Annotated in this window: 11 protein-coding genes; 9 read left to right on the forward strand and 2 right to left on the reverse strand. The window is 38.8% G+C overall.

The window, feature by feature from the left end:
* Positions 1–173: 173 nt before the first annotated feature.
* From ychF to rpsR, 4 genes are all read left to right on the forward strand, one after another.
* On the forward strand, positions 174–1,274 hold the full coding sequence (ychF, locus tag ACZSMY_RS18600; protein WP_042528690.1) for a redox-regulated ATPase YchF: 1,101 nt from the start codon (positions 174–176) through the stop codon (positions 1,272–1,274).
* A 204-nt stretch (positions 1,275–1,478) separates the two neighbouring features.
* On the forward strand, positions 1,479–1,766 hold the full coding sequence (rpsF, locus tag ACZSMY_RS18605) for a 30S ribosomal protein S6 (protein WP_042528692.1): 288 nt from the start codon (positions 1,479–1,481) through the stop codon (positions 1,764–1,766).
* A 15-nt stretch (positions 1,767–1,781) separates the two neighbouring features.
* On the forward strand, positions 1,782–2,300 hold the full coding sequence (ssb, locus tag ACZSMY_RS18610) for a single-stranded DNA-binding protein (RefSeq protein ID WP_042528694.1): 519 nt from the start codon (positions 1,782–1,784) through the stop codon (positions 2,298–2,300).
* A 39-nt stretch (positions 2,301–2,339) separates the two neighbouring features.
* Entirely contained in the window at positions 2,340–2,570 is a 231-nt protein-coding gene (gene rpsR / locus ACZSMY_RS18615; protein WP_042528696.1) for a 30S ribosomal protein S18, read from the forward strand.
* Positions 2,571–2,874: 304 nt separating this feature from the next.
* Here rpsR and ACZSMY_RS18620 read toward each other — a convergent pair whose 3' ends face one another.
* Together ACZSMY_RS18620 and ACZSMY_RS18625 are read right to left on the reverse strand one after the other, a co-directional pair.
* Positions 2,875–4,245, reverse strand: a complete 1,371-nt coding sequence (locus tag ACZSMY_RS18620; protein ID WP_042528698.1) for a CitMHS family transporter — start codon at positions 4,243–4,245, stop codon at positions 2,875–2,877.
* A 121-nt stretch (positions 4,246–4,366) separates the two neighbouring features.
* Positions 4,367–4,852: a DUF1189 family protein gene (locus ACZSMY_RS18625; RefSeq protein ID WP_193063757.1), complete on the reverse strand. Its 486-nt coding sequence runs from the start codon at positions 4,850–4,852 to the stop codon at positions 4,367–4,369.
* A 539-nt stretch (positions 4,853–5,391) separates the two neighbouring features.
* Between ACZSMY_RS18625 and ACZSMY_RS18630 the strand changes: the two genes are divergently transcribed.
* From ACZSMY_RS18630 to ACZSMY_RS18650, 5 genes are all read left to right on the forward strand, one after another.
* Positions 5,392–6,324 carry a YybS family protein gene (locus ACZSMY_RS18630; RefSeq protein WP_465148134.1) on the forward strand — a complete coding sequence of 311 codons (933 nt, stop codon included), beginning with the start codon at positions 5,392–5,394 and terminating at the stop codon, positions 6,322–6,324.
* 126 nt (positions 6,325–6,450) lie between these two features.
* Positions 6,451–8,436, forward strand: coding sequence for a DHH family phosphoesterase (locus ACZSMY_RS18635; protein WP_042528705.1), 1,986 nt, complete (start codon positions 6,451–6,453; stop codon positions 8,434–8,436).
* Positions 8,433–8,879, forward strand: a complete 447-nt coding sequence (gene rplI / locus ACZSMY_RS18640; protein ID WP_042528708.1) for a 50S ribosomal protein L9 — start codon at positions 8,433–8,435, stop codon at positions 8,877–8,879. The genes ACZSMY_RS18635 and rplI overlap by 4 nt, the downstream gene beginning before the upstream one ends.
* Before the next feature lie 99 nt (positions 8,880–8,978).
* Positions 8,979–10,343 carry a replicative DNA helicase gene (gene dnaB, locus ACZSMY_RS18645; protein ID WP_042528710.1) on the forward strand — a complete coding sequence of 455 codons (1,365 nt, stop codon included), beginning with the start codon at positions 8,979–8,981 and terminating at the stop codon, positions 10,341–10,343.
* A 472-nt stretch (positions 10,344–10,815) separates the two neighbouring features.
* Complete coding sequence (locus ACZSMY_RS18650; protein WP_465148135.1) at positions 10,816–12,432, forward strand: glutathione ABC transporter substrate-binding protein; 1,617 nt, start codon at positions 10,816–10,818, stop codon at positions 12,430–12,432.
* Positions 12,433–12,473: the final 41 nt, after the last annotated feature.

Here is a 12,473-nt window from a genome sequence, read left to right on the forward strand (position 1 = left end):
GAAAAGACAAGACAAAAATAAAAAATTCCTTAGAAGAAAACTCAAAATGGGGTCAGACAATGGCCCTGTTTTGAGTTTTCTCATGCTTGTCTTTTTGCAGCGGACTATCTATAATTGGAGTTACGAAAATGTTCATGAACGAATTAAGTCCTTAAGGAGTTGGAAAAAGTAATATGGCATTAACAGCAGGAATTGTCGGCCTTCCAAATGTAGGAAAATCTACCTTATTTAATGCAATCACGCAGGCAGGAGCGGAAGCAGCAAACTACCCATTTGCTACAATTGATCCGAATGTAGGGATTGTGGAGGTTCCAGACGAACGTTTAAATAAATTAACAGAGCTTGTAAAACCAAAGAAAACAGTCCCGACTGCATTTGAATTCACGGATATTGCCGGAATTGTGAAGGGTGCAAGCAAGGGGGAAGGACTAGGAAACCAATTTTTATCTCATATCAGACAGGTAGATGCGATTTGTCAGGTTGTACGCTGCTTTGAAGATGAGAATATTACACATGTTTCCGGAAAGGTCGATCCAATTGATGATATTGAAATCATTAATCTGGAGTTGATTTTAGCAGACTTGGAATCGGTCAATAAACGATTTCAGCGTGTAGAAAAACTGGCGCGTCAAAAGGATAAAGAAGCATTGGCAGAGTATGAGATTTTAAACAAAGTAAAAGAAGGCTTAGAGAACGATCAGCCGGTACGTGCTTTAGAGTTTACAGAGGAGCAGGAGAAAATAGTTAAAGGACTGCATCTGTTAACGAGTAAACCTACCTTATATGTGGCCAATGTAAGCGAAGAAGAGGTAGCAGACTCTGATTCAAATGAAAATGTTCAAAGAGTAAAAGAATATGCAGCCAATGAGAATGCAGAAGTAATTGTGGTCTGCGCACGTATTGAGGAAGAAATAGCTGAATTAGAACCGGAAGAGAAAGAAGAATTCCTGGAGGATTTAGGTATTTCTGAATCTGGTTTGGATCAATTAATTAAAGCATCTTATAATTTACTTGGACTGGCTACATATTTTACAGCCGGTGAACAAGAAGTGCGGGCCTGGACTTTCCGTCAGGGTATCAAAGCACCTCAGGCTGCAGGGATTATCCATACTGATTTTGAACGAGGATTTATTCGTGCAGAGACCGTATCTTATGATGCTTTAGTAGATGCAGGCAATATGGCGACAGCAAGAGAAAGAGGTCAAGTGAGACTGGAAGGAAAAGAATATATTGTTCAAGACGGTGACGTTATTCATTTCCGATTTAATGTGTAAGTGTATTTTCTAATTATAAGCTGGATAACAGTAAATATTTAAAAATAAACGTAATCAGGTTCTCTCGAAGGCTTGTCATAACATAATTTATTTGGTATAATGTCCAAATGTGAGTAATTAAAAAATTATTCCTTGCTCTTATATCTGTGATTCATACGGAGTTGCAGAGAACAGAGCCGCTAAGACCAAAAGGAGGTGTAACGGATGAGAAAATACGAAATTATGTACATCATCCGCCCAGATATCGAGGAGGAAGCACAAACTGCTTTAATCGAGCGTTTTAACAAAATCCTTACTGATAACGGTGCGGAAATCGAAAAAGTTGATGAAAAAGGCAAGAAACGTCTTGCATATGAAATCAATGACTATCGTGATGGCTATTATGTTGTTATCAATTTCCAAGGTGATGAAAATGCAGTAAATGAATTTGACCGCCTAGCGAAATTCAACGATGATATTATTCGCCATATGGCAATTCGAGATGAAAAATAATAAGGAGTGGTTCTGATGTTAAATCGTGTCGTATTAGTTGGCAGATTAACGAGGGATCCTGATTTACGCTATACACCAAGCGGTGTGGCAGTAGCTAATTTTAATATTGCTGTGAACAGACCTTTTTCAAATCAACAGGGAGATCGCGAAGCAGATTTTATTAACTGTGTCGTTTGGCGCAGACCTGCGGAGAACCTGGCGAATTATATGAAAAAAGGAAGTTTGATTGGTGTAGATGGCCGTGTACAGACACGTAATTTTGAAGGCCAGGATGGCAAACGGGTTTATGTAACAGAGATTGTTGCAGATAGTGTTCAATTCTTAGAGACGAAAGGTTCCCAAGGGGGCGGACAGTTTCAATCGGATGGATACCAGAACAACCAAAATAATCAGAACCAATATCAGCAAAATCCATTTTCATCAAATCAAAATCAAGGATTTAATCAAAACCAAAATCAAAATACAAGTCAGGAAGATCCATTTAAAAACAATGGAGAACCAATTGACATATCAGATGATGATTTACCGTTTTAAATCATTTTCACTAAATTAATTTAAAAGGAGTGTATTCACATGGCAGCTCGTCGCGGACGCGCAAAACGTCGTAAGGTGTGTTATTTCACAGCAAATGGAATTACACACATTGACTATAAAGATGTAGATTTGCTAAGACGTTTCGTTTCTGAACGTGGAAAAATTCTTCCTCGTCGTGTAACTGGAACTTCTGCAAAATATCAACGTAAATTGACTATTGCAATTAAACGTGCTCGTCAAATGGCTTTATTGCCTTACGTAACAGACTGATTAAAAAATCCCTCAAGTTTTAATGGACTTGAGGGATTTTTTATGTCTTTAAAAGGGCATAGAAGCCCTTTTGGGGATACTCACGTCATGTAGGCAGACAGGGAGGGTCATTTCATCCAGTAGAAGTTTATTAAATAACAAAATAAATACGATTCAGGCAAGCATAGAAATAATAATAATAAAAAAGGGATCTACAGCCTGTCTTTTTTATTTCTCTTCTAGCCTCTCCTCATAAAAAACGCTTCAAGTACAGGCAAATACGTAGCTGTACTTGAAGCGTTTATATGAATTTATGAATCTAATATTATAGAGTAACCACACCAATTAATACAGCAATGACTAATAGAACGATACTGAATCCCCATAACCAGAAGAAAGAGTATTTGATATGTTTCCCCATGTTAGCTGACGCAAGTCCAATTCCTAACCATAATGCAGGAGAGAAAGGACTTACAAATGTTCCAATGATGTTACCAATCATCATAGCGTATGCGGTAGATACAGAAGCAATCCCTTGGGAGCTCGCAATCTGATCAACAATCGGCATCAATGCAAAATAATATGCGTCAGTACTGGTCAGTAAATCTAAAGGAACACCGAAGATACCAACAATAATGTGTACAATAGGAACAACAAATGCTGGCATGATAGCAATTCCGGCAAGTGCAATTTGTTCAAGCATGCCTGATTCGTTCAAGACCCCAAGGAATACTCCGGCAGCTAAAATAACTGCTGCCATCATTAGGGCATTAGGAGCATGGGCTTTGACACGGTTCATTTGATTATCGACGCCCTTGTAATTCAATGGAAGGGCAATCGCTACACCAATCATAAATGCATATTGAGGAGCCAGTAAACTAGCCATCATGGCCCCTAATACCAGAACCGTAAGAACAAGGTTTGCCGCGTTTCTCCATGCTAAATTTCGCGGCTGTTCTTTCGCCTGTGCCATTTCTTCATTTTGTCTTTTCGTAAAATTGTCAGCAATCGCAAGAATATTTACGTTTTCACTTAAGGTGATTTCACCAGCCGCCACTTTTTTACTGATTTTCTTTTTCTCACGAATTCCGAGAAAAGCAGCCAGTACTAAAATTAATACAGCTCCAATTGCCTGTATCGGAATAAGCGGCAGGTAGAAGTCAATCAAATCCATATCAATAACGGTTGCTGAACGTGCAGCAGGCCCGCCCCATGGAATCATATTGATAACACTTGCACTTAAAGCAACTAATAATAATAATAAATAACGGCTCATATGTAGTTCTTTATATAAAGGAAGCAACGCTGGAATACAGAGAAGGAAGGTAGATGCTCCTGCCCCGTCAAGTTGTGCAATCATTCCGATAACCGCGGTTGCCATGGCTACGATGATTACGTTCCCCTTTGTCATTAAAATCATAAAGCGTATGAAAGGATTAAATAAACCACTATCCTGCATAATACCAAAATAGATAATGGCAAAAATAAACATGATTACAACGCCCATTACTTGATCAGAACCAGCTGCTAAAAATCCAGATAGTTCCTCAAAATTAAATCCGGCTATAAATGCTCCTATGATTGGAATGATCGTCATTCCGACAATAGGGCTGATTTTATTTGAGATAAGCAAACCTACAATTGAAAAGATAATAAGCAGTCCAACAATTGTAAGCCAAACAGAAATATCTTCCATAATAAACCCCTTTTCTTTGCAAACGCTTTACAAATTACTAAAAAAATGCATAATAACACTATAAAACGTTTACAGATTAATTTCAACAATTTATTTGTTTAAATATGTAGAAAAATGTCATTTAACGGAACCTTTTCTGTGGGTATAAAAATACCATCCGCACCAGCAAAACTACTGGATAAATAAAAAAGATGAATAAAAACCAATCTGGAATGGACCAAATAAACGAGAATAAGGTAAAAATCAGCATCGGAATCGTCAGTGAACAAGCAGTCAACTTCCAAAGTGTGCCGTAATAGAGCTTCCGGTTGGCCAGCCGGACAATCCCTCTGCCGAGATAAGCGATAAATGAAATGACGCCCAGCAGCAGAATAGATAGAATTAAGTAATAAAACATAAAGAAATAAATAAGCTGAAAGATAATATTCATTTCTCCTCCTAAACCGCTCCAGCTTGTTAAACGGGAAATTAGTTCAGGCAGGGATGTCACCATAAATAAAATGAAAAGGTAAATCATAATTTGATCCATCCCGATTCGGTTAATCTGAAACATAGCTTTTTTTTGTGGAAGAAAAAGACTTTCTTTGAGTATTTTTGTGAATTTCATTATTATCATCCTTTATATTGAAGTAGAAAAAGTCTTCTCCTCTAAAAATTATGAGCAAATAAAGAGCTTCATATTGGATTAAGAGAAAATATATAACGTTCAGAAACCAATGGAAAAGATATGATTTAATCTACTTTTAGTTGGCAACACTATTATTATATAGGAGTTAGCTTTTAGTTGGCTAAGAATACAGCGTTATTCGACAAATTTCCCGGGAAATAATATGAAAATTCATTTTCAGTGTAACTTACCCTCATTTAATTGCATACATAGAGCGGTGATACTCCCTGAGCATAGTGAACACCACCGTTACGCCCTCTTTTGAACAAGGTACTATACAAGCCTTTCTGCTAAATTCATGTTATCATAATAGAATATGTGTTGAATTATCATATTGCCATTTAAACCCATAAAAATGGATGTGATTAAACAGGAAAGGATACAGCTAATTGGATTAATTTTGATGTATTTTTTATAGAGGAGAAGAATTTAAAACATCCTCTACTATTATTTAATTTTGTTAGAACGAGGTGCAGTATATGAACCAATCGAGAAAAGTTACCGAAGGAGCATTAATGATTGCCATTGTTATGGTTTTGTTGGTGGCTTCTATCTTACCGATACTTAGTTTAATCAGCATGTTTGTACTGCCTGTTCCTTTTATATTCTATGTGAAACGGCATGGGGTGAAGGCAGGTCTTATAATGACAGTGGCTGTTGCGATTATATCTACATTGCTGATGTCTATGATGATACTGCCAGGTGTGCTTATTGCTGCAGCAGGCGGTATTTTTATCGGCTATGCCATGTATAAAAGGAATACAGCATATGAAACACTGGCCCAAGGAACATTCGGCTTTATTGTTGGGATGCTTTTGGCTTTTGTTTTTATTCAAATACTGTTGGATGTTAATATTGTATCTGAATACGAAAACATTGTGGAAGACTCTGTCAGTATGAGTGCATCCATGATAGAAAGTGTCAATCCTTCGCTGAACGAAGAAGATATCACCGCATTGCAAGAGACACAAATTAGCCTACTGAAGCAATTAATTCCTACCTTTATGGTTGTATTTGCTCTAGCTACGGCATTTATTACGCAATGGATCAGTTATAAGTTATTAAATCGGATAGAGAAAGAGAAATTTTCTTTTCCGCCATTCCGTGAATTACAATTTCCGGGTGCAATTATTTGGATTTATCTGTTAGCATTAATTTTATCTGTTATCGGTTTTGAAGAAGGAAGCACCATGGAATTTGGAGCGCAGAATTTATTGATGATTGTCGGGATTGCTTTGATGCTGCAAGGATTTTCATTTATTTTTTACTTTGCACATATCAAACGTATAGCCAAAGCAGTTCCTATTTTGATTGTTATTGCAACGATTCTTTTTCCAGGAATTCTTCTTTATTTCATCCGAATCTTAGGTATAATTGATATAGGTTTCCGGTTAAGAGGGCGGTTAAAATAAAAAAGAAGCAGGCTTATAGAGCAACCCGAGATTCCCGCACCGAAAGCCATAAAATAATTGTTCGGTCTAAGAATAAGTACAGGAAAAAAACAGAAAGACTGTTGGACTTTGAAGGAGCTGAATGCCGTGCCAGATTTACAGAATAGACCAACATTAAGCAAGCATGTATGGATTATTTATATCTTTACATTTCTATTGCTTTTATATGTTTGGTACTATCAATGGATAGTTGGCTTAATAATGACAGTTGTCTACGCTGCTTCATTTTACTATAGTATTCGAACGGAAAGAGTGCTTCTGGATGAAGCGGAAGAATATATATCGACGATTTCTCATCGAGTGAAAAAAGTTGGTTCGGAAGCTTTATTAGAGATGCCGTTTGGAATTGTTCTATACAATGATAACTTTCAAATAGAGTGGTCGAACCCATTCATGAATCAGTTTAAAGCAAGCAAGGATACCATTATCGGTGAATCTCTTAATCAGTTATCGGAAGACCTAATCCCGATGATTATAGAGAACCGAGATGAAATATGGGTGGAAATTGGAGATTACACCTTTCTATGTGTGATAAAAAAGGAAGAGAAACTGCTCTATTTCCTTGATCGTACAGAGCATCAAAAACTGAAGGACCGTTACTATAATGAACAAACCGTACTTGCTATTATCTTCTTAGACAATTATGAAGAAATCACTCAAAATATGGATGATACAGCTAAGAGTCAATTGAACTCACAGGTGACGGCTGTTTTGAATAACTGGTCCAGTCATTATGGACTCTACTTGAAACGAACATCACAGGAACGATTTTTAGCTGTTGGGAATCTGGAAATTCTCGAAGAGCTGGAAAAAGTTAAATTCTCTATTTTAGATGAAGTCCGGGAAATGAAAGGATCTGAAAGCAACCCAGTCACATTGAGCATCGGGGTCGGTGCTGGAAACATGACGCTGCCGGAGATTGGTGAAGTAGCCCAGTCCAGCTTAGATTTAGCCTTAGGCCGGGGCGGCGATCAGGTGGCTATTAAGGATGAGAATGGAAAAGTACGTTTTTACGGCGGAAAGACCAATCCGATGGAAAAACGTACCCGTGTACGGGCACGAGTGATATCCCATGCGTTAAAAGAGTTGGTTCGTGCCAGTGATAATGTTATTATTATGGGACATAAATCACCTGATATGGATGCCATTGGTGCAGCTATCGGTGTATTAAATATTGCTAAAACAAATGATGTACCCGGTTATATTGTGTTTGATGAGAATGATGTGGAGACTGGTGTTTCCCGCTTGATAGACCGTATTCGTGAGGATGGAGAGCTTTGGGATCAATTCATCTCACCGGAAGAAGCAGAGGATCTCATGATTGATCAGCAGAGTTTATTGATCATTGTGGATACCCACAAACCGAGCATGGTTGCAGTAGAAAGTTTATTGAACTATACCGATTATAAAATTGTTATCGACCATCATCGCCGGGCAGAGGAATTTGTTGATAATCCTACGCTTGTCTACATGGAGCCTTATGCATCCTCCACAGCAGAGCTTGTGACGGAGCTCCTGGAGTATCAGCCCAAAGGAGTGAAGCTGAAAGTACTGGAAGCTACAGCACTTTTAGCTGGGATTATCGTTGATACGAAAAGTTTTACGCTGCGTACCGGCTCAAGAACATTTGATGCGGCTTCGTATTTAAGGTCACAAGGCGCTGACACAGTATTAGTCCAGCATTTACTCAAAGATGACTTAGAGGTATTTATCGAACGCAGCAATATTATTGAAAGAACACAAATTTATAATGACTATATTGCGATTGCGACAGCGCCGAGCGGAAGAGCATATAACCCTGTGCTGATTGCGCAAGCAGCGGATACCTTACTATCTATGGTAGGTATCACGGCTTCCTTTGTTATTTCGGAAAGAGCAGACGGCAGAATCGGAGTCAGTGCACGGTCGCTGGGGGATGTCAATGTACAGGTCATCATGGAACAAATGAATGGCGGCGGACATTTAACCAATGCAGCAACGCAAATAGAAGACAAAACCATTGAGGAAGTCAAAGAAATGCTTGTTGAGATTATTGATGAGCTGGAGTATAAAAAAGGGAGAGATTCAGAATGAAAGTTATTTTCTTAAAAGATGTTAAAGGGAAAGCAAAAAAAGGCGAAGTGAAAAATGTTCCTGACGGCTATGCCCGTAACTTCCTGTTCAAAAATAAACTGGCAGAAGAAGCTACTTCCGGGAATCTGAAAGCACTTGATGCGAAAAAGAAAAAACAAGATCAATTAGAAATAGAAGAAAAAGAAAATGCCATTCAATTAAAAGACAAACTTGCTGATTTAACGGTTGAGCTGGAAGCAAAATCTGGAGAAAATGGACGCTTATTCGGTTCCATAACCAGTAAACAGATTTCAGAAGGATTAAATAAACAGCATGGCTATAAAATCGATAAGCGCAAGCTAGAATTAGATGAGCCAATCCGTGCGTTGGGTTACACAAATGTTCCCGTTAAATTACATCCGGAAGTATCTGGCTCTGTAAAGGTTCATGTAAAAGAAAAATAAATAGGATGACATTCGGAAATAAACAGAGGAAAAAGAAATTGGCAGAAAAATTGTGTGCCGATTTCTTTTTTCACTTAACTAGAATACGGAGGAGAGGTAATGAGTGCGTCTTTGAATGATCGTACACCACCGCATAATTTAGAAGCAGAGCAATCTGTTTTAGGCGCTGTTTTTTTGGAGCCGACCGCCTTTGTACAGGCTTCGGAAATTTTGATACCAGAAGATTTCTACCGTGCGAGCCATCAGCTTATTTTTACAGCGATGATGACCTTGTCTGAGCGCGGGGAACCGATTGATGTTGTAACAGTTACCACGTTTTTAAATGACCGGAAACAGCTGGAGGAAGCAGGCGGTGTCTCCTACTTAACAGAACTGGCAGAAAGTGTGCCGACTGCAGCTAACGTAGAGTATTACAGCAGAATTGTAGAAGAAAAATCAACCCTGCGCAGCTTGATTCGAAAAGCAACAGACATTGTGACGGCCTCTTTTGAAAAAGAAGATGAGGTTGAAGATGTTTTAAATGATGCAGAAAAAAGTATCCTGGAGGTTTCTGGACGAAAAAATTCAGGAGCTTTCAAAAATATAAAAGATGTCTTGATTGATGTATATGATAATATTGAACAGCTTCACCAGCAAAAAGGTGATGTAACAGGCGTTCCAACGGGTTTCTTGGACTTAGACCGCATTACATCAGGCTTTCAGCGGAACGATTTGATTATTATTGCGGCGCGTCCTTCCGTAGGGAAAACAGCCTTTGCATTAAACGTAGCGCAAAACGTTGCCGTAAAAACAGATGAAAATGTAGCTATTTTCAGTCTCGAGATGGGCGCGGATCAGCTCGTTCAGCGTATGCTTTGTGCGGAAGGAAATATTGACGCGCAGCGTTTAAGAAACGGACAGCTGCAAGCAGATGACTGGAGTAAGCTGACGATGTCGATGGGGTCCCTGTCGAATGCAGGAATTTATATTGATGATACGCCAGGCGTACGTGTCAATGAAATTCGTTCCAAGTGCCGGCGCCTGAAGCAGGAGCATGGGCTTGGGATGATTCTGATTGATTATCTGCAGCTTATCCAGGGAAGCGGCAGCTCGAAGGAAAACCGTCAGCAGGAGGTTTCCGAGATTTCCCGTGCGCTAAAAGCATTGGCCAGGGAGCTGGAAGTGCCATTGATTGCATTATCTCAGCTCTCCCGTGGTGTGGAGTCCAGGCAGGACAAGCGCCCAATGATGTCGGATATCCGTGAATCAGGAAGTATTGAGCAGGATGCGGATATTGTAGGTTTCTTATATCGTGATGATTATTATGATAAAGAGACAGAGAAAGAGAATATTATTGAGATTATTATTGCGAAGCAGCGTAATGGTCCAACAGGAACCGTAGAGCTAGCCTTTGTAAAAGAATATAATAAATTCGTGGACTTAGATCATCGTTATGGAGAGGGAGATATTCCGCCGGCGATGTAGATAATAGAGGTACTTTTGATTTTTCATATGAGAAAGTCTATTTCTGTGTCACTTAGATGAGACTGTTGAACGTATAATGGTCCAATAATGAATACTAGTGTGGGAAGAGGTGTCTTGTAAGATAGGCATCTCTTTTTTGTTTTATGAAAGGAAAATAGTAGTGCTTTCAGATGAATCGACAAAATAAGACAATGGAACTAGATTATTTTACAAGAAGTTAACAAATTAAAAAGAGTATAATGAGTGATTCTATGTTCTATGTAAAGCTATAAAAGACTGATATAGAGGGGAACAGACAGGTATTTCTTTTCTGCTGGTAAATAGAGTGTAAGTGCTGGGATACAAATAGATTACAGTTATATTAAGATATTTCAAAATTTTAGTAAATTAATACTATTATTGAATTTATCTGGGAGATAGATTAGAATAGAGTAGTAAGACAAATATATTCTAATTTGAGGGGAGTACGAATATGAAATTGTCAAAAAAGTCTTTATTATTGCTAATTTTCGGTCTTTTACTTAGCGTTGTTTTGGTAGCGTGTGCAAGCGAACCAGATGAAGGCGGTAACAGCGATTCGGATGGAGATGGAGAAGGCACTTCCGAAGAAGCTGCTGAGGGCGGCGAGCTTGTTATTGCCAGCCAATCAGATGCCGTTTCACTTGATCCGGCAGGTTCAAATGATGTACCGTCCAGTAACGTACAGGCAAATATTTTTGAAACACTGGTAACATTAGATGCAGATATGGAATTACAGCCTGGTCTTGCTACAGAGTGGGAGCAGGTAGAAGATAATGTATGGGAATTTACTTTAAGAGATGATGTAACTTTCCATGATGGATCGGAGTTTAATGCGGAAGTAGTAAAAGCAAATATTGAACGAATTTTAGATCCGGATGTGGCTTCTCCGCGTTTATTCCTTTATGAAATGGTAGAGGAAGTAGAAGTAGTAGATGATTATACAGTACGTTTTGTAACAGAATATCCATTTGCGCCATTCCCGGCACATATTGCACATAATGGCGGAGGAATGGTTTCTCAAGAAGTAATTGAGGCAGACTATGAAGCGATGGAAGATGGAGAAGATCCAGGAAGCTATATTAGCCAAAATCCAATTGGTACAGGCTTTTTTAAATTTGATTCATGGGATACGGGATCTCAAATTCGTTTAGTGAAAAACGAAGACTATTGGGGAGAGCCGGCTCACCTTGATTCCGTTGTATTTAAGGTTGTAAGTGAAGCGAATACGCGTGTAGCTGAGCTTGAAACTGGAGCATCGCACATTATTGATCCTCTAGGTCCAAGTAACATGGCTCAAGTAGAAAATTCTGAAGGAATTCATGTAGCACCGCAAGAAAGTGTCAGCGTATCTTATATTGGATTTAACGTAGAAAAAGAACCATTTGATGATCCAGATGTACGTAAAGCAATCAATATGGCAATTGATAAAAGCCAAATTATTGATGGTATCTATGAAGGTGCTGGAATTCCGGCAGTAGGTCCATTAGCACCTCCAGTATTTGGTTATGACGAGGATGCTCCTGGTTTAGAGTATGATTTAGAAGAAGCGAAACAATTATTAGCAGATGCAGGCTATGAAGATGGATTCTCAACAACGATCTGGACAAATGATACACAAGAACGTGTTGATGCTGCTACCAATGTTCAAGCTCAATTACAAGAATTGAATATTGATGCAGAAGTAGAGGTTCTTGAATGGGGTACGTATTTAGAAAGAACAGCTCAAGGAGACCATGATATGTTTGTTCTTGGCTGGTCTACTGTAACTGGGGACGCAGATTATGGATTATATCCTTTGTTCCATTCTGATAATATCGGAGATCCTGGTAACCGTTCTTTCCTTCAAGATGAGGAATTAGATGAAATGCTTGAAGCTGCACGCCGCGAAGGAGACGAAGAAGCTCGTTTGCAGCTTTACAGTGATATTCAGGCAGAGCTTACAGAGCTTGCACCAATGCTTTATCTTCACCATCAAGAACTCTTACTTGGTGTAAGTGATGATGTAGAAGGCTTAACACAGTTGCCAACACAAATTCTTCAATTACATGATGTATCTTTAAATCAATAATGAAATGAATAAACAGCTGCTTTTCTGATAGAGATAAGCAG

The organism is Oceanobacillus sp. B139/18 (genome assembly GCF_055524595.1).

Coding starts and splice junctions, on each gene's coding strand:
- ychF (WP_042528690.1), top strand. CDS start 174: ATGGCATTAACAGCAGGAATTGTCGGCCTTCCAAATGTAGGAAAATCT.
- rpsF (WP_042528692.1), top strand. CDS start 1,479: ATGAGAAAATACGAAATTATGTACATCATCCGCCCAGATATCGAGGAG.
- rplI (WP_042528708.1), top strand. CDS start 8,433: ATGAAAGTTATTTTCTTAAAAGATGTTAAAGGGAAAGCAAAAAAAGGC.
- rpsR (WP_042528696.1), top strand. CDS start 2,340: ATGGCAGCTCGTCGCGGACGCGCAAAACGTCGTAAGGTGTGTTATTTC.
- ACZSMY_RS18630 (WP_465148134.1), top strand. CDS start 5,392: ATGAACCAATCGAGAAAAGTTACCGAAGGAGCATTAATGATTGCCATT.
- ACZSMY_RS18620 (WP_042528698.1), bottom strand. CDS start 4,245: ATGGAAGATATTTCTGTTTGGCTTACAATTGTTGGACTGCTTATTATC.
- ACZSMY_RS18650 (WP_465148135.1), top strand. CDS start 10,816: ATGAAATTGTCAAAAAAGTCTTTATTATTGCTAATTTTCGGTCTTTTA.
- ssb (WP_042528694.1), top strand. CDS start 1,782: ATGTTAAATCGTGTCGTATTAGTTGGCAGATTAACGAGGGATCCTGAT.
- dnaB (WP_042528710.1), top strand. CDS start 8,979: ATGAGTGCGTCTTTGAATGATCGTACACCACCGCATAATTTAGAAGCA.
- ACZSMY_RS18625 (WP_193063757.1), bottom strand. CDS start 4,852: ATGAAATTCACAAAAATACTCAAAGAAAGTCTTTTTCTTCCACAAAAA.